At 46.6% G+C, this 17,423-nt stretch carries 17 protein-coding genes; 11 read left to right on the top strand and 6 right to left on the bottom strand.

The genetic code is table 11. The annotated features are described in order from the left end of the window. Positions 1-74: 74 nt before the first annotated feature. The 4 genes from QUB25_RS11475 to QUB25_RS11460 all read left to right on the top strand — a co-directional run bounded on the left by QUB25_RS11475 (position 75) and on the right by QUB25_RS11460 (position 3,884). Entirely contained in the window at positions 75-329 is a 255-nt protein-coding gene (locus QUB25_RS11475; protein ID WP_333183414.1) for a hypothetical protein, read from the top strand. 184 nt (positions 330-513) lie between these two features. Beyond that, a complete protein-coding gene (locus QUB25_RS11470; RefSeq protein WP_333183413.1) occupies positions 514-1,989 on the top strand; it encodes an aminotransferase class I/II-fold pyridoxal phosphate-dependent enzyme in 1,476 nt (491 codons plus the stop codon). Between the two features lie 99 nt (positions 1,990-2,088). Then, complete coding sequence (gene cbiT / locus QUB25_RS11465; RefSeq protein ID WP_333183412.1) at positions 2,089-2,682, top strand: precorrin-6Y C5,15-methyltransferase subunit CbiT; 594 nt, start codon at positions 2,089-2,091, stop codon at positions 2,680-2,682. Between the two features lie 284 nt (positions 2,683-2,966). Beyond that, entirely contained in the window at positions 2,967-3,884 is a 918-nt protein-coding gene (locus QUB25_RS11460) for a phosphatidate cytidylyltransferase (protein ID WP_333061698.1), read from the top strand. A 107-nt stretch (positions 3,885-3,991) separates the two neighbouring features. Here the strand turns inward: QUB25_RS11460 and QUB25_RS11455 are convergent, their stop codons facing one another. Together QUB25_RS11455 and QUB25_RS11450 are read right to left on the bottom strand one after the other, a co-directional pair. Continuing rightward, entirely contained in the window at positions 3,992-4,783 is a 792-nt protein-coding gene (locus tag QUB25_RS11455; RefSeq protein ID WP_333183411.1) for a DUF2993 domain-containing protein, read from the bottom strand. Between the two features lie 349 nt (positions 4,784-5,132). Further along, positions 5,133-5,291 carry a hypothetical protein gene (locus tag QUB25_RS11450; protein ID WP_333038389.1) on the bottom strand — a complete coding sequence of 53 codons (159 nt, stop codon included), beginning with the start codon at positions 5,289-5,291 and terminating at the stop codon, positions 5,133-5,135. A 109-nt stretch (positions 5,292-5,400) separates the two neighbouring features. On the opposite strand from QUB25_RS11450, the gene QUB25_RS11445 reads away from it, so the two are divergent. Beyond that, the gene (locus QUB25_RS11445) at positions 5,401-6,195 is read left to right on the top strand and encodes a pseudouridine synthase (RefSeq protein WP_333038391.1); all 795 of its coding nucleotides are present in this window, start codon (positions 5,401-5,403) and stop codon (positions 6,193-6,195) included. Next, positions 6,192-7,073: a RodZ domain-containing protein gene (locus tag QUB25_RS11440; protein WP_333183410.1), complete on the top strand. Its 882-nt coding sequence runs from the start codon at positions 6,192-6,194 to the stop codon at positions 7,071-7,073. Before QUB25_RS11445 ends, QUB25_RS11440 begins: the two co-directional genes overlap by 4 nt. Positions 7,074-7,461: 388 nt before the next feature. On the opposite strand, the gene malQ is transcribed toward QUB25_RS11440, so the two are convergent. From malQ to QUB25_RS11420, 4 genes are all read right to left on the bottom strand, one after another. Beyond that, complete coding sequence (gene malQ / locus QUB25_RS11435) at positions 7,462-8,970, bottom strand: 4-alpha-glucanotransferase (protein WP_333061693.1); 1,509 nt, start codon at positions 8,968-8,970, stop codon at positions 7,462-7,464. Positions 8,971-9,433: 463 nt separating this feature from the next. After that, complete coding sequence (locus QUB25_RS11430; protein WP_333038396.1) at positions 9,434-9,559, bottom strand: photosystem II protein Y; 126 nt, start codon at positions 9,557-9,559, stop codon at positions 9,434-9,436. 175 nt (positions 9,560-9,734) lie between these two features. Beyond that, the gene (locus tag QUB25_RS11425) at positions 9,735-10,493 is read right to left on the bottom strand and encodes a MinD/ParA family protein (protein WP_333038399.1); all 759 of its coding nucleotides are present in this window, start codon (positions 10,491-10,493) and stop codon (positions 9,735-9,737) included. Between the two features lie 74 nt (positions 10,494-10,567). Then, positions 10,568-12,358, bottom strand: coding sequence for a CHASE2 domain-containing protein (locus QUB25_RS11420; protein WP_333061692.1), 1,791 nt, complete (start codon positions 12,356-12,358; stop codon positions 10,568-10,570). 336 nt (positions 12,359-12,694) lie between these two features. Here QUB25_RS11420 and QUB25_RS11415 point away from each other — a divergent pair, with 336 nt between their 5' ends. The 5 genes from QUB25_RS11415 (at position 12,695) to QUB25_RS11395 (ending at position 17,316) form a co-directional block, all read left to right on the top strand. Then, complete coding sequence (locus QUB25_RS11415; protein WP_333183409.1) at positions 12,695-13,435, top strand: DUF928 domain-containing protein; 741 nt, start codon at positions 12,695-12,697, stop codon at positions 13,433-13,435. A 142-nt stretch (positions 13,436-13,577) separates the two neighbouring features. Beyond that, a complete protein-coding gene (locus tag QUB25_RS11410) occupies positions 13,578-14,315 on the top strand; it encodes a DUF928 domain-containing protein (protein ID WP_333183408.1) in 738 nt (245 codons plus the stop codon). Positions 14,316-14,531: 216 nt separating this feature from the next. Beyond that, positions 14,532-15,326, top strand: a complete 795-nt coding sequence (locus tag QUB25_RS11405) for an HAD family hydrolase (protein WP_333183407.1) — start codon at positions 14,532-14,534, stop codon at positions 15,324-15,326. A gap of 409 nt (positions 15,327-15,735) precedes the next feature. Beyond that, the gene (locus QUB25_RS11400) at positions 15,736-16,953 is read left to right on the top strand and encodes a DNA double-strand break repair nuclease NurA (RefSeq protein ID WP_333183406.1); all 1,218 of its coding nucleotides are present in this window, start codon (positions 15,736-15,738) and stop codon (positions 16,951-16,953) included. Between the two features lie 144 nt (positions 16,954-17,097). Continuing rightward, the gene (locus tag QUB25_RS11395) at positions 17,098-17,316 is read left to right on the top strand and encodes a hypothetical protein (RefSeq protein ID WP_006633087.1); all 219 of its coding nucleotides are present in this window, start codon (positions 17,098-17,100) and stop codon (positions 17,314-17,316) included. Positions 17,317-17,423: the final 107 nt, after the last annotated feature.

The raw sequence follows: 17,423 nt of genomic DNA, 5'->3' as shown, positions 1-17,423 counted from the left end.
CCCCAACCCCCCAACAAAAACCGCTCATCGCACTACAATAAAAACAAGTTTAAACTCACGCGGAGCCTTGACTCATGACACAGTTCGGCATTATCTGTCCAGCCGAAACCGGCCCTCTCAATCCCATGACAACATTAGGCTGCGAACTGCTTCGCCGAGGTCATCTAGTCACGGTATTTGGCTTGCTTAATGCTAAAACCACAACCTTAGCAAGCGGCTTAGAATTCCCACCATTAGGTGAAGATGAATTTCCCGCAGGTTCAATTGCCGAAAATCATTCCCAAAGGGGGAAAAATCAGGGGAGTAGCTGCTTTTCAACATACTATTAAGCTAGTTACCCAAGTTTCCGATATACTCCTCTCACAAGCTCCAGCAATTATCAAAAAAGCCGGTAAGGAAAAAGGAAGCAGTCGATGCGATCGCGGAATTTCCAGCAAGGGTTTCAGCAATTAATAACGTCCGGTGAAACCTCGGCAGTTGCTATAATTCCAAATATTCAAATCAAGATTAAGCGTGTCACCAGCAAACTCTCAACAACAAACGCCTCTATTAGATGCCTTGCGCGATCGCACAAATCATCCGCACGCCCCATTTTATGCCCCCGGACACAAAGGCGGACAAGGAATCTCTCAACCCCTAATTGACTTATTCGGTGCAGCAGTATTTCGATCGGATTTGCCGGAATTGCCGGAGTTAGACAATCTCTTTAACCCAGAAAGTGCAATTGCCCAAGCTCAAGAATTAGCCGCCGCAGCATTTGGAGCTCAATCAACTCGGTTTTTGGCCAACGGTTCGACTTGCGGAATAATCGCCGCCATCTTAGCAACTTGCGGCCCTGGCGATAAAATTATCTTGCCTCGAAATATCCACTCCTCGGCGATTTCTGGTTTGATTTTATCTGGTGCAATTCCAATTTTTGTCAATCCAGAGTACAACCCGGATTGGGATATTGCCAACAGCATCACCCCAGAAGCCACAGCCGCAGCATTAGAACAACATCCCGACGCCAAAGCAGTAATGATGGTTTACCCAACCTATCACGGCGTCTGCGGGGATTTGCGGGCGATCGCCCAAATTACCCATCAATACAACATACCGTTATTAGTAGACGAAGCTCACGGCGCGCACTTTAACTTTCATCCAAACTTGCCAGAACCAGCACTATCAGCCGGCGCCGATTTAACAGTACAATCACTCCACAAAACCCTCGGTGCAATGACACAAGCATCGATGCTGCACGTCAAGGGCGATCGCATAGATATCCAAAAAATAAATAAAGCATTGCAGCTAGTACAATCCACAAGTCCGAGTTACATACTATTAGCATCATTAGACGCCGCCCGCCAACAAATCGCACTCCACGGCAAAGAATTAATGGCGCAAACTTTACAGCTAGCAGAAAAAGCGCGATCGCGCATCAGTCAAATTCCCGGCTTATCAGTTTTAGAACCGTTAAATACACCCGGTTTTGCAGCATTAGACAGAACCAGGCTAACAGTAAAAGTATCCGATTTAGGAATCACAGGATTTGTCGCCGATGAAATTCTGCACTCGGAACTCGCAGTCACCGCAGAATTACCAATGCCGCAACATCTAACATTTATTATCAGCTTGGGAAATACAGAATCAGATATTGACAATCTAGTTAAAGCTTGTACTCTTTTAGAAGGAAGAAGGAAGAAGGAAGAAGGAAGAAGGAAAAAGGAAGATTTTTCCCATCCCCCACTCCCCCCCTCTCCCATTCTCCCTCTCCTCTCTCCCCGCGAAGCTTTCTTTTTTCCAGGGGAAACAGTAGCAGCAGACAAAGCAGTCGATCGACTCAGCGCCGAACTCATCTGTCCCTATCCCCCAGGAATACCAGTCCTGATGCCCGGTGAAATCATTACCCCAGCAGCCGTTGACTACCTGCAACAAATCCTTGCCGCCGGCGGAAAAATCACAGGTTGTAGCGATAGAAACCTCCAAACTCTCAAGGTTGTGCGACAGTAAATATTAAGGCTTGGGGGAAATTGGGAGAATTCCTACTTCTTCCGCGAGTTCCAACTGCCGTCTTGCTTCACTCAAAAATCAAAAATCAAAAATATAACTATGCTTTGGCCCTACGTCACTCCAGGCATCCCGGATGACTTATTTGAACGTTTACCGGGAATTCCCATGAGTAAGCGAGAAGTCCGACTGCTGTTAATCTCCCACCTGCGGCTGCAAGCAGATTCAGTGGTGTGGGACATCGGTGCAGGTACTGGTACGATCGCCGTAGAAACAGGTTTGCTGTGTCCCAAAGGTCGGATTATCGCCGTCGAAAGGGACGAAGAAGTAGCAAGCTTGATTCGCAGAAATTGCGATCGATTCGAGATCGACAACGTAGAAGTCATAGAAGGCAGTGCCCCGGAATGCCTTGCAAACCTGCCCCAACCCCCCCACCGAGTCTGCATCGAAGGAGGTCGCCCCATTAAAGCGATTCTCCAAGAAGTCTGGCGGTACTTGCCACCTCACGGTAGAGTTGTCGCCACAGCATCCAATTTAGAGAATCTTTACGCCCTTTCCGAAGGGTTCGCCGAGTTGCAAGTCCGCAACATCGAGGTAGTCCAGTCCGCCGTCAACCGCTTGGAGACTCGCGGCCTCAGTCAAACCTTTGCCGCCGTCAATCCCATATTTATTCTCAGCGGCGAAAAGCTCGATTAGAAGCAAGAAGAAGGCACGACACGAATTTTGACACGGATACACGAATTAATTCTGTAATTCTTAATCTTTTTTAAGTTCACTTAACCTTCATACTTAAGAATAGGGGCCACCATAGCTGGATTGACCGCCTGACTTGAGATATTGGATGACCGATGGGGGATGGGGATTAGTTGTGCAAGGGATCAACTCGTGCTCTAGAAAAATCCAAAATCTCCAATCCAAAATCCAAAATCCAAAATCCAAAATCGAATGATCCGCCGCCGTCTGCAAGAGAAATTCATTTTATGCCTTGGTCTCGTATCCTGAGTGGAATAGTTGCGATCGCCCTTGCTTTGGGAATGATTATTATGGGCGGATGGTACTTCACCGTCGGCTTTGGAGTCATCGTCTACCTAGGTCAATTGGAATATTTTCAATTAGCCAGGGCTAAAGGTATTGCACCCGCTGCCAAAACTACCTTAGCCGTAAGTCAAGGGCTATTAATTACTGCCGCCCTAGCACCGGAACTCGTAGATGCCATGTTCCCCTTAGCGGGAACCTTAATCTGTTTCTACCTGTTATTCCAACCTAAATTATCGACGATCGCCGATATTGCCTCCTCAGTTTTAGGATTGTTCTACGGCGGTTATTTACCCAGCTATTGGGTACGGCTGCGAGTAGGCCTCGACCCAGGCAATCTTGCTACAACCCAACTTTCGCAAGCAGTAGCAAGCAATTTGCCGGTTAACATTTACCCGTCCCCATCTTGGACAACTTCTAGCCATATATCTTTAGGATTGACTTCGCTGCTGCTGGCTTTCCTCTGCATCTGGGCCGCTGACATTGGGGCTTATTTTGTCGGCAAATTCTTCGGGCGCACTAGCCTGTCCCACATCAGCCCCAAAAAGACCGTTGAAGGTGCCGTATTTGGAGTTTGCGGCAGCATCGCCGTGGCAGTCGCTGGGTCTTGGTATTTAAACTGGCCGGGGTGGCCCTATACTGGGGCTGCTTTTGGTCTGTTGATCGGCGTTGCTAGCCTGTTGGGAGATTTAACTGAGTCGATGATGAAGCGAGACGCCGGTGTTAAGGATTCGGGACAGTTGATCCCCGGTCACGGTGGCATTCTCGATCGCACCGACAGTTATGTTTTTACCGCACCGTTAGTCTACTATTTTGTGACTTTACTGTTGCCCGCGATCGACTCTTTTTTAATTAATCGGTAATTGGGCATGGGGAATTGGGCATGGGGAATTGGGAATTCGGTATATATTCCCAGGCTTTGCCGAGGAAGCAGGTTAAAGTCAACTGTTAACTGTCAACTGTTAATTAACTAAGGCAAAACTCTAATTCCTCCCCGACAAACAATCTCCCCCGGACTCAAGATCAACTCTTCTATCTCAACTTCCGGCCCAAAATCAATTTTAAAACCATTGAAATCACTGCTCTTTAATTCTCCATCCATTTCGATTTCTGGTGATTCAAACATCAATTCGCGACCGCTGGCTATCCGCAAACCAGTCCGCAATACAAAAGGAATTTGGCTACCGCCAGCGCGCAAAATAGCAGCCGAAAGCGTCAACAAACCCGCCTCTATTACAATCTGCGAATTTTGCAACTTCAGCGACTGTTCCCTATCTGCCAGTGGCAGCATTGGCAGCAAAAATTCGCTCAAAGCATCAACAAGCAAAGGCGCTTTCAGTGACGCATTCAAATCCGCTTGGCTGAGCCTCAAAACGCCTGTCACGGGAACGGATTCCAGGAGGCGCAGGGGTTTGCCTTTGAGAGCTTGACCGAGGTTGATGCGAATGCCACAGCCCTCTATGGCAACTTCAGTTAGGTGTAATCCTTTATACACAGCACCCCTCGCGGCAGCCGTGACTTTGGGGATCGCACCGCTGAAGATTTGTCGATCGCTTCCCTCAATTTTCACCTTCAACTCGTCCACCTGCTGAACTTGCGATCGCAGCCACAACTGCACCGCCGGAGACAGCACCGCGCTCGCTATCCGGCTGCCTTGACTCGGCGAAGGTTTCCCCGGTTCCTCGCCCAGATTAACAGTCCCACCAGACCCAGCAGCCCCATCTCTATTGTCAAATTGAAGAGAGTTTTGATCGACAGTCATAAACAATTTCAGAAGATAAACCTTAATATTCAAGCACAGAAATTTAACTAGAACTTGCACATCCGGCCTCAAAAACCCGGTTTCTGCACAGATATACCGCTGTCAACCTCTGATTTTCCTTAGAAACCGGGTTGATGAACACAAGTCCGATTAACTGCAAAACCAAGCAGAAATCTGGCATCAGCAAGGCCAGAAGCAGAAAAATTCTCACCTTTCCCCCCTTGGAATATTGGGGTAGTTCACGAGTTGTGCGATCCCGATGAAAAATTCGCGATCGAGCGTATAAATTTAACCAGCAGTACGGGATTTATGGTAGTGTTGGTTTATGGTCGGGTCAGACCCACACCTTTCAAACCAGCCGCAAACCAACGGTGCAAACCTGTGCCTGCCGCGAGTCTTTTCCTCGTAGTTTTTGCACAGCATTCAGGGTAATGCCATCAGGACAATCTGCACCGGGCACAAGGACAATCTTTGCCACGCCGGGCGTCCTGTAATAATTGGTCAGCATTATAATTTATTCCCAATCAGGAATTGAGCATTGCTAGTACGGTTAATCAATTAACCGTGTCGTGTTTCCTCCCCACCGTTCGCTCGTTGGGGATTTCCACACTCCCGTCATGTCTGATGAAAGGCTGCAAAAAATCCTCGCCCAGTGGGGCATTGCCTCTCGCCGTCTTGCAGAACAGATGATTGTAGCTGGACGAGTCCGAGTTAATGGCAATATTGTTCGCTTAGGAGAAAAAGCGAATCCCGATCGCGATCTTATCCAAGTCGATGGAGTCCCGGTGAAACCAACGGATCGACCCGCAAAGGTCTATCTGTTGCTCAACAAACCGGCAGGCGTAGTTTCTACTTGCAGCGATCCCAGGGCCCGATCGAAAGTTCTCGACTTGCTGCCACCCCAACTGCGCTCCGGTCAAGGCATCCACCCCGTAGGACGCTTAGATGCAGATTCCACCGGCGCCCTCTTACTTACCAATGATGGTAAGCTGACATTTTGTTTGACCCATCCGCGTCACTCGATCGCCAAAACTTATCAGGTTTGGGTGAGCGGCGATCCCCCGGAACCCATACTGGAAGCGTGGCGTCAGGGCATCATCTTGTCCGGCAGAAAAACTTTGCCCGCGAAAATTAAAGTTCTAGAACGCGCGCAAGACCAAACTCTGTTAGAAGTCATTCTATCAGAAGGCAGAAACCGACAGATTCGGCGAACAGCCGAGCTCTTGGGATATCCCGTGGTGCGCCTGCACCGCACAGCCATTGGCCCGATTCAATTGCAGCGGCCTGGTTCGCCAATATTGCCACCAGGCTGCTGCCGACCCCTAGAAGATGCGGAAATTATTTATTTATGGAATCTAGTCAACCTAACATCAATAAGCGTGCCAGTAAATTCCCAGGAGCACAGCATATGACAAAGAATTTATTGTTTTTATTCTTCAAAACAACTAAGCAGAAACTGCACTCCCAAGAGCCAGAAACAGCTCAGAAGAAGCTAGCGGAAATTGGAAATCAACTCCGTCAGTACCGCGAACAGCAGTCGATTTGTTTGGACAAAGTAGCCGTGGTAACAATGATTCGGCGGAATCTGCTACAAGCAATCGAGGACGGTCAACTCGACCAACTTCCCGAACCCGTCTACACTCAGGGTTTGATCAAGCGCTACGCTGAAGCCATGGGTTTGGACGGAAATCAGTTTGCCGAATTTTTCCCGATCGAACCGGCGCCCCGATCGAGAACCAAGCTATCTTGGCAAGATGGGCCTCAGTTGCGGCCGATGCACCTCTACCTCTTTTACACATTTCTAATTATCTGTTCGGTCAATGTCTTATCTCAGTTGATGAGCGGTTCTGTTACCGCAAAAAACGGTGCGGGAGCCGAAGAACTAGCGCTTGGGCAGCAAGAACAAGCTCGTTTAGCTGCTGAGGCATCGAGTTCCTCACAAAATCAGAAACCGGATAGTTACGAGGCTGTCGAAGCAGTAAGAACCGGTCAAAATTTAAATAAATCTGGCAATAAACCAGTAATGGTTAGCGTCACTTTTAAAGCCGAATCGTGGATGCAGGTTGAAGTCGATGGTAAAACAGAGTTTGAGGGAACTTTGCCTTCAGGGACTGTTCGCACCTGGGGGGCTCAAAAGCAATTAGTAGTGCTAGCAGGTAACGCCGGCGGGGTAATGGTTGCTGTTAATAACGGACAAGCCGAACAACTAGGAGATCCTGGAGTCGCCAAAGAAGTTGTTTTTAAAGCCAACGAACTCAATCCTTCAGTACCACCCAAGAATGAAGGTTGAGTGTTAATTGGTAATTGTTAATTGGTAATAGGTAATAGGGGGCAGTCCACAGATTTTAATTAGAATGTCCGTCTTGATGCCCTCATTACCAATTACCAATTACCCATTCTATCAAACCCGGTTGCATCGGAATAGTCAAATCCAGTCAACCGTCAACAATTCCCGATGGTGCAACCGGAATTGATCTAATTCATCTGCGTTAATCTGTGTTTATCTGCCTGTATCTGCGGTAAAAAAAAGAGAATGTATTAACCGCAGATGACAATAGGTTGACGCTGATTCACGCAGATATAGAGTAGAGAGATAGGAATGATTCCGATGCTAACAGATTTGATATTACCCCTTAACAATTACCAATTACCCACTACCAACTACCCCTTACCGACGATCAATGTTTATTAGGAGCGCGCCCGGAGATGTAAGTCATAGTTTTGAGCCGATCGCGCACTTCCCAATTCAAAGCTTCGGGTCGATACCGCCATCCCCAATTTCCCTCTGGTTTCCCCGGAAAATTCATCCGCGCGTCAGTACCTAAACCCAACAAATCTTGAAACGGCACAATTGCCATATTAGCAATAGAAATCCAGCCCATGCGGATTAAAGACCAGTGAATTCCTTGGGGATCGATGCAGCCCAAATAACGCAAAACCTCATCTCTTTCGTAGTCTTGCAGTTGATTGAACCAGCCGACAGTCGTGTCGTTGTCATGGGTGCCGGTGTAGACTACCGAGTTGCGATCGTAATTGAAAGGCAAAAAAGGATCGCCAGGGCCCGCGCCAAAAGCAAACTGCAAAATCTTCATTCCTGGAAACTCGTATCGATCGCGCAAAGCTTCCACTTCAGGAGTAATTACCCCTAAATCTTCAGCGATAATCGGCAAGTTGCCAAACTTCTCGTTAATTAGATCCAACAAAGCTGTTCCCGGCGCTTTAATCCACTCTCCCTCGATCGCAGTTTCCTGTCCGCGCTTCACGGCCCAGTAAGCTTCAAATCCTCGAAAGTGATCGATCCGAGTCACGTCTACATAAGAGAAAATCGCTTCAAAACGCTGCACCCACCACTCGAAATTAGTTGCTTGCAACTTCTCCCAATTGTATACCGGGTTGCCCCACAATTGACCTGTATTGCTGAAGTAATCAGGGGGAACTCCCGCCATTAAAGCTGGTTCTCCGCTGGCTTCATCCAAGCAAAATATTTCTGGATGAGACCATACATCGGCGCTGTCGTGAGCTACATAAATCGGAATATCGCCAATAATTTTAATGTCCCGCATATTAGCATAGCGTTTCAACTCCGTCCACTGGCGAAAAAACTCAAACTGGACGTATTTGTAGTAATAAATCTCAGCATTTAGCTGCTGCCGCCACTTCTCTAACGACTGTGGTTCTCGACGGGCAATTTCTGGCTCCCAATTGTTCCAGCTAACACCGCCAAAGTGATCTTTTAGTGCCATAAATAAGGCGTAATCTTCCAGCCAATTCTCTTTGCTTTCGCAAAAACCTGAGAATTCTTTTTGCTGGATCGGGGATGCTTTGGCTTTGAAGTTTTCGCAAGCTTTTTTGAGCAAAGGCACTTTCAGGGCGATCGCTCGATCGAAGTCTACATAATCCAGCGGAAATTCTGGCAAATTAGCGAAGTCTTCATCTGCGAGCAATTGCTGGTCCCGCAGCAGTTCTGGGTTAATTAGCAGCGGATTTCCCGCCATTGCTGAATAGCACGAATAAGGAGAATTGCCGTATCCTGTGGGGCCCAGCGGCAATACCTGCCAGTATTGCTGGTCGCTCTCTACTAAAAAGTCAATAAAACGATATGCTTCTATTCCCATGTCCCCAATGCCAAATCGACTGGGAAAGGATGTGGGGTGGAGTAGCATGCCGCTTGATCGGGGAAAAAGCATAATCTATCTAAAGATATAGGAATTCAACATTGACAATTTGACCTATCTTCCCTACCAGTTAAACTTCGTAGTTTTTATGGCGATTGTTAGGGCAAATACTTTTGTGATTGTCTCATATTTTCTGCGATAACGTGGTTACAAAATATTTTTATAACACTCTACTCATAAATCCTGAGTAGAGTTCAAAACATCAAAATCCGAACTTACACGATCGCCCTGCTTTCACCGCTAGGTTTTTTTACCCAGGCTCGTTTGCTGCAACAAAGTATTTTGCTTGAGCGTACCTGGTTTCTGCTTAACCTTAAAATCTAACTTTTCTTGGGTTTTGACCCCATCTCTCTGCAGTCGTAAATTGCTCACCAAGAATCAGCCATCACTTAAGCAGAGCCAATGCACAAAATAGCCGGCTGTTTTGTATCTCAAAAAACAGCCGGCTGCGAAATTACTGGTGATAATGCTTAGTTCATGCTTGCTTGTTCAACAATTTCTGCACTTGTTTGAGAGCTATAGCACCGACGTTGTAAGCAGCCCAGCCGCCCGCCAACAATACGGGCATCAATACTATTAGTATGCGGAAGTCAAATTCCATGAGTTCTCCTCCTAAAGTTTTTTAACAAATTCTCATAATCTATTTGTATCTCATTTTGTCGCCATTCTCATGACTCTTTAACCAAATATTCGGGATACGCAGGAGGACATCGCTCCGCAAGAATTGAGAGCCAAAGCGAAACTGCTGGGCGGGCGATCGGCATTCGCTGCACCAATTATCCCACAATCTGTTTCGCAATCCCTTCGACCACCTTAGTTAGAGGGTCGTTCGGGAAATGCAGCGCAAACACTCCCTTGCTGGCGAGCAGCATCATCTTGTCGCTGTGGGGCAGTACCCCTGCCACTGGGATGTTGTAGATACTCTCTACTTGCTGCTTCAAATCCTCGAAATCCAGCGATTCTGGGGCTTTGTTAATCGTCATCAAAATCTTGGGAACTTCTAATTTTCGGGCCACATCTACCGTGACAGCCGTTCCCTGAAAATCTTGCTGATCCGGACGCAGAATCAGCAGCAGGATGTCGGAAATGGTGATGCTGAGGAGGGTTTCTTCGTTGAGCCCCGGGTGCGTGTCTATAAATAGGTAGTCTAAGTTCAAAACCTCGATCAGTTCTTGAAAGCCGTCGGTAAGCAGTCCCACATCGTAGCCTTCGCGCAAAACTCGCGCTATCTCCCCTGCTTTAATACTCGAAGGAATCAGGTAGAGGTTGCCGTTACTGGCTAATTTTGGCAGCAGCGAACTCACATTGTAGGCCGTATCTGCGATCGGACACCGGCCCCACAGGTAATCGTTCAGGCAGCGATCCATGTTGCTCTCGCTGAAACCGAACAGCACGTGAATCCCCGGTGATTGAATGTCTGTGTCCACAATGGCGACCCGATTTCCGCCGCGAGCGATAATAGATGCCAGGTTTGCTGTCGTGTTCGATTTGCCAGTTCCGCCCCGGTAAGAGTGGACAGAGATGATTTTGGACATGATCTGCGTATTAGGGTAAGAAACGGCGAGAACCCATTATGATGGAATTCTCGATGATGCAGTGGAGTTGTCTGTCATTCTTCCTTGCCCCCCAAATCCTCCTTATCTGTTAAACTATCAATTTTTTCATCTTTTATCATCTTTTGGGCGCCCCTGCGCTGCCGCATCTGTTTGGCTTTGGTTTGCAAATCGCTGAACTCGTCATCAGGTTTAGTTTCGGCTGAACTAGCACCACAACCAGTACCGTTCGGGACACCCGTTTTAGAGCCGCTTTCCGATTCAGTCACGGCGGGGCGCTGCTTCTGCTGTTTGGCTTTTTCCTGCAACTGAGCTAGGTATTCGTCTGTTTGACTTTCGACCTTGGGAAGCTCTGGGGTACTTGCAATTATTTCTTGGGCTTCGGAAGGTGGTTTGTGAGAGGTTTCTTGTTTGCTAATCCTCAGTTTATCTTTCTTTTGCTGCAATTCTTTAAAGAAATCAGATTCGGTGATTTCTGCGACTTGCTGTTCTTTTTTGGCTTGGTCTATTTCGATTTTGAAGACTTGTTTTACTCGATCGCTAATTGCTTTCCCGTATCCGGCTTTATTAAATCTCTCTGCTGAGACAATGCTACCGCCAGTTAAGATTAATGCTAACGCTGGCGCTGCCACAGGCACCCACCCTCCCAACAGAAAAATCCCAAAGCCGATCGCGCAACACCCGGACAGCATTGCTCCGAATGTCACCGTCAACTTCGCTGGGTGAGCCATCCGCGATGCCAAGGTTCCTCCGACAATTGACCATCCCGAAATCCACAAGATTTCTGCCCATTGCGGCCAAAACCACAACATCGGTCTGTTGTCTAAAACTGCACTCAAAATTTGGCTGACTACTTGTGCGTGTGCCACGATACCAGGCATGAATTGGTTGCTTTGCTGTCGCCCACTGTAAGGAGTATAAAATAAATCTTTAACGGTTTCTGTGGTGTAACCGATGAGAACTATTTTATCTTTAACTAAATTCGGGTCAACTTTCCCTTCTAAAACATCCGTAATTCTGACTTGGTTTGCGACTTGCTGCTTGGAACGATAGTTAATTAATATTTGATATCCCCTGACATCGACATTGCTGTATCCTCCGTCATTGCTTTTTAGTTGTTTTAATTGGGTTTTTCCCAGCCATAAAGATTGATCGGGTGCAAGTTGGGGAGAGATTTTTTCCCCTTGCAGGTAGCGGAGTGCTAGCTGGAGGTTGAAGGAAGCTAAAACTTGAGAATTGTCATTGCAAAGATGTTTTTGGACCGAGGATTTGCCCTCTATTGTCGGTGGTTTCATAAATAGTAAAGCCCTGCGGAGTATGCCACCCGCGTCGATTACGAAATCTGCAAATCCCACCCGGTTTTGTGGCAGCCCCGGCGCAGGCGGAGAACCGGGATTGTCCGGGCTTCCGTCGGTGACTAAACATACCCCGATAATTCGATCGCTTTTTTGTAAAAATTTAGTTAATTCCTCGCGCCCGTCTGCTAAAGGTACGTCTCGCAGTACATCTAAACCGATGACTGCCGGCTGCATTTTGTCTAGTTTTTGTAAGATTTCAGCTATTTTGCGATCGGATATTGGCCACTGATTCAGTTTCTGAATGTCTGCTTCGGTAATCCCCACAACTAGCAAACGCGAGTCTGGCTGTTCCTCGGGACGCCACCTCACCATTTGGTCGTAAGCGCTTAATTCTACTGGTTCGAGTATTCCTAGCTGTCTGGCCCCCATCAATGATAATGTTACTGCTGCGCTGGCAATTAATACAGACTTAGCCAATGCTAGTGATGGTTTATACATTTGACTCAATTGAGCCACTGCCGATCGAATTTTGTTAGATATTTTACTCATTATCCCAGCATAAAAGTTTGACTCGTTTCTGGAACAGCAGTTGTTTCACATTTCCCGCCTGCTGGAGACTTCCTCCATCTTAGAACACTCGGAAACTCCGACCACTTTGTTACAAAAATTTACAGTACGTGGCGACCAACTGTATCCAATGATACTTGCGGTTTAGGAAACCTGATTTTTCCGACAGAGAATCCCCTTGCCGCTCGAATTAATTAATGTTATTGATGATATGTCAAGGTATAAATTGTGTATCTGCGCCCTCGACTAGCAGCTCAAAAATATTTGTCGCCATCAGCGAATGCCTGTGTTTGCAATTATAGTGAAAGGTACAACCAAATGAAACGTTTTCTACATCGGGCTACACTTGCGGTCGCCGTATCTGCGATAGCAGCTACCGTACCCAGTTCACTTGCACCGATGCGCGCACAATCCCAGCCGCTTCTGCTGAGTCAAAATGTTAATTTCAAGCCTCCCGACGTAACAGCCCCGGCCGGCCGACAAGGAGGGACACATCGCGGCAACAAGCTTTGTCCAGCGGGTTTATCTATTACTCCTTTAGTGCCTCCAACTAATATCGGTTTAACCCTAACAGAGTCTCCCACAATTTTTGTCTATGTTCCTCAAACCTCGGCAAAAATAGAGTTTACTGTCCTCAACGAGAAGGAAGAGGAAGTGGTCTACGAAAAAACATTTAAACTAGACAAATCTGGGATTGTTGGAGTTACCATTCCTGCTACCGTGGACAACAACAAATCCCTTGAAGTTGGCAAGCGATACGTGTGGTCATTTTCGCTAGTTTGCGACCCCGAAGACCGAGCTGCGGATTTAGTTGTTAAAGGGTTCGTGCAGCGAATTGAACCGCAGGCAACTCTCAAGAGCGAGTTGGCAAATCCCGACCCGATGACTAGGCTCAATGTTTATGCTCAAAATGGGATTTGGTACGAAACACTTGCTACTTTAGCCCAAATGCGGCGCCAGACACCGGGGGATGTGAAGCTGACAGCCAAGTGGACGCAATTATTGCAGTCCCAAGGACTGGAATCAGTTGCAGCTCAACCACTGGTTGCGGCGCTTTAAATCTCGCTATTTCTGAAAATTTTGTCGGTCGGCCGATGGCGATGTGAAAATTGACCCATTTACTCGATCGCGCCCGGGGCTAAAACTCCGGGTTAACATTTAGAGATGCGCTCTATAAATATTTCTACAAGTTGGTGGAAAAATGAAACGTTTTATACATTTTACTGCACTGGTGATGACTGTATTGGCGATCGCCGTTACTCTCCCCAGTTTGCTGACACCGATGCAGGCTATGCCTGCACCCATTCTGCTGAGTCAGAATGTTAATTTCAAACCTCCCGATGTAACAGCCCCCGACAATCGGCAAGGGGGGACGCATCGAGGCTGTAAGTTACGGGATGGTTTATTCATTACTCCCTTAATACCTGAAAGCAATATTGGCTTAACGCTAACAGAGTCGCCAACATTTTTTGTATATGTTTCTCAACCGGCGGCTCAAGTAGAGTTTATTTTGCTAAACGAAAATGAATCCGAAGTAGTTTACGAAACTACTTTAAAAAATGACAAAGCCGGAATTATTGGAGTTAGCCTTTCTGAGAAAGACCAGACAAAAAATATTGAGGTTGGTAAGCGATATGTGTGGTCGTTTGCACTAGCCTGCGATCCGCTGGAGCGTTCGGGAGATTATATTGTTAAAGGATGGATGCAGCGAATTGAACCCCAGGCAAATCTCAAGAACGATTTGGCAAATCCCGACCCTATGGCTAAGGTGATTGCTTATGCTAAAAATGGGATTTGGTACGAGACTGTTGCTACTCTAGCCGAAATGCGGCGCCTCGCACCCGATGATTCCCGGCTGACGACCGAGTGGACGCAATTGTTGCAGTCCCAAGGACTAGAATCGATTGCCGCTCAACCGCTAGTTCAGTCTTTTGAATAACGACTCTTCACTAATCACTGCTGAGTGTTTGCACAGTCAATTCTTCAATTATTCAATCCAGTGACCGAAAGCAGCCAGGGTACAAGCCCCCCAAATTTAGAGGTGCAGAAATAAAAAACCTAGTATCCGATAACAAGTCCCCGGATTCATCAGGGAGATCGCTTTCTTCACTTCTCCAATTCTTCAATTCTTCAATCCAAAATCTAAAATCTATTGATGGCTAATAACTTTCCGACAATTCTAGCTCTTGATTTTGACGGTGTGATTTGTGACGGACTAATCGAATATTTCCAAACCGCTTGGCGTACCTACTGTCAAATCTGGAAACCAGTCGAAACAGTGCCAGATCCAGATTTAGCTTTGAGTTTTTACCGAGTGCGACCCGCCATCGAAACCGGTTGGGAAATGCCGCTGCTGATCCGCGCACTGCTGACAGGGATTTCCCCAGAGCAAATTTTGCTAGATTGGCCCAATATAGTACCGTATTTGTTGACCGAGAATAATTTAAAAGCGCAGTCTGTCGGTGCTATGTTAGACGGATTGCGCGATAATTGGATTGCTGAGGATTTAGCTGGGTGGCTGTCTTTGCACCGCTTTTATCCAGGGGTAGCCGATCGCCTGCACTCGTTGCAGGATAGTTCGGTGAAAGTGGCGATCGTTACTACAAAGGAAGGCCGTTTTGTGCGGGAACTTTTGCAGCTAGCAGGCGTACAAATGCCGTCAGAGTTAATTTTTGGTAAGGAATACAACAAGCCTAAACACCAAATTTTGCGGGAATTTTTGGCTGCGTCTGGCAAAGACTCGACTATTTGGTTTGTGGAAGATCGGTTAAAAACTTTGCTGTCGGTGAAGCAGCAGCCGGATTTATCTCAGGTGAGGTTATTTTTGGCGGATTGGGGTTACAATACTTTGACAGAACGGGAATCTGTGGCTCAAAATCCACCAGTTCAATTGCTTTCTCTGTCGCAGTTTGCCGGAGATTTTGCCGATTGGCTGCCGCTCGAATGTTGATGTTAGATTTGTTTACACTTGTGATTTTTTTTCGCTTTTCAGAGTCAAAAAAATCACAAAATTTTACATCTTTTTTGTTGACTTTTTCGGCGCAGACATGGTATTTTAATATAATGGAATGGTGGAAAAAATAATATTTTTTCCACCATTCCATTATAAGATAAATATAACAGAAACTACTCAAAAAAGCAAGGCTATCGACAAAAAAAAATGTTTTTTTTCCTAGACTATTGCAGGTAATCTTGACCTCAAAAACCAGGTTATTCTACTATTTATGCGGGCGCGCACGAAGTGTTTTAGTTTATCAAACTGCGTGTATGACAAAAACCAAGCTTCGGAACTAAAAAGATGAAAAGTGTTTTGATAATTTCTCAGCTTGAAAGCTTTCTAATATTGAGACTTAAAACCCATGCTCGATTTAACTAAAGCAGCCAAGGCAATGCAGGGAATGAGCCAACATTTGAATGTAGAAGCTCAGGCCGCTCGCCAGCGTTTGGAAGTGGCTCAGAATTTGCTGGTAAAGGCGGCAGCGGAACAGGAAAAATTGGTGGAATTGCAAGAGAATTGGCGCGATCGCACTTTATTCAATGCTGCCACGCCGATCGAGCCCTTAGACGATCGTACCTACATCACCGCACCCCCCGCCGCCCACACAGTCTTTGCCACAGACGGCTCGCAAATTTCCCCCAACCATCACGAAATAGCCTACTGCTACCTGCTAAACGTTGGCACAGTCATGCTGCACTACGGACAAAGCCGCCACCCAGTTTTAGACAGCGTACCCGAGGTTTTCTACAAACCCGAAGACTTGTACGGTTCGCGACAGTGGGGAATTAGAACCGAAGAATGGATGGGATATCGGCGCGCAGTTTCCGAAGCAATTGCCTTAGCAGAAATGGGTTGCAATTGGGCAAAAGTTAACGACAATAAATTGCCCGCGCCAGCTTTAGCAATGGTAGACGGTTCCATGATTTATTGGTTTTTGGAACAGTTACCCACCGATGCGCGCGATCAAATTTTGCTGCCAATTTTAGAAGCTTGGGACAAGTTGCGTTTAGCAGGAATTCCGCTGTTAGGATACTTAAGCGCTTCTCGCAGCAGCGAAAGCTTATCTTTTTTGCGGTTTGAAGCTTGCACCCACGACGTACCAGACTGCATGACTAATTGTCCGAACGTCGGATTTGCCGCGACAATTTCTTTCGCCGAAAAAGCACCTTGTCAAGAATTTGAACCTTTGCGGGATGCCATATTGTGGGCAACAATCCTGTCCCCAGGACAAAGGAGTCCTTTGTGGAAATCCCAAGCTCGAATTTTAGATTTGTACGGTCTTAATTCCGTCTATTTCTGTTACGTTCACGTCGGCACAGAAATTGCTAGAATAGAAGTGCCGGAATGGGTAGCACAAGATACAGCACAGCTAGATTTAGCATTAGGAATGATGCTGGCTCAAGTACACAAAGGCGGCGGCTATCCGGTGACGCTAGCAGAAGCTCATAATCAAGCGGTAGTCACGGGGGGCGATCGAAGTCGCTTTTTCGCTTTGTTAGAGCAGCAAATGATTAAAGCCGGCTTAAAAAATGTCGGAATTTCTTATAAGGAAACACGGAAGCGTGGCAGTATTGCTTAAAGTAATAAGTAGAGTAGTCTTGGACGCAGAAACCGGGTTTTTACCGAAATACTGCATTTGAACCTTTAACACAGATAAAAACCCCGGTTTCTATGGTATTGATACGTAATTTATGTTGAATTTAAATAGAGTTAAAAATGTTATATGCCAATAGAACTAATTATCTTAATTGCTTCGTTACTTGTATCTTGGCTAGTCTTTAATTGGGCGTTTAAAGTTTTGAAAGCCAGCATCGGGACAGCGATTGGTTTAGCAGCAATTGTGCTGACGATGCAGTTATTGTTTGGCATCGGCCCAAATCAGCTTTTCCAACATATAATTCACTTGCCGGAAACCCTGGGTAAAATGATTTCAGGCAAGTGAATCAATTTAAAATTTGCTATTTTAGATTTGAGATTGGAGGACAAATCTAATTGAATGTATGCTAGGTCTGCTGTGGTGGCACAGAAGGCTGTCGCTCAAATAAGTGT

Origin of the sequence: Microcoleus sp. B3-D7 (assembly GCF_036705305.1) — a bacterium.
Classification (GTDB): Bacteria; Cyanobacteriota; Cyanobacteriia; order Cyanobacteriales; family Microcoleaceae; genus Microcoleus.
The sequence above is the reverse complement of the archived record's forward strand: the minus strand, read 5'-3'. Positions and strand labels throughout refer to the sequence as shown.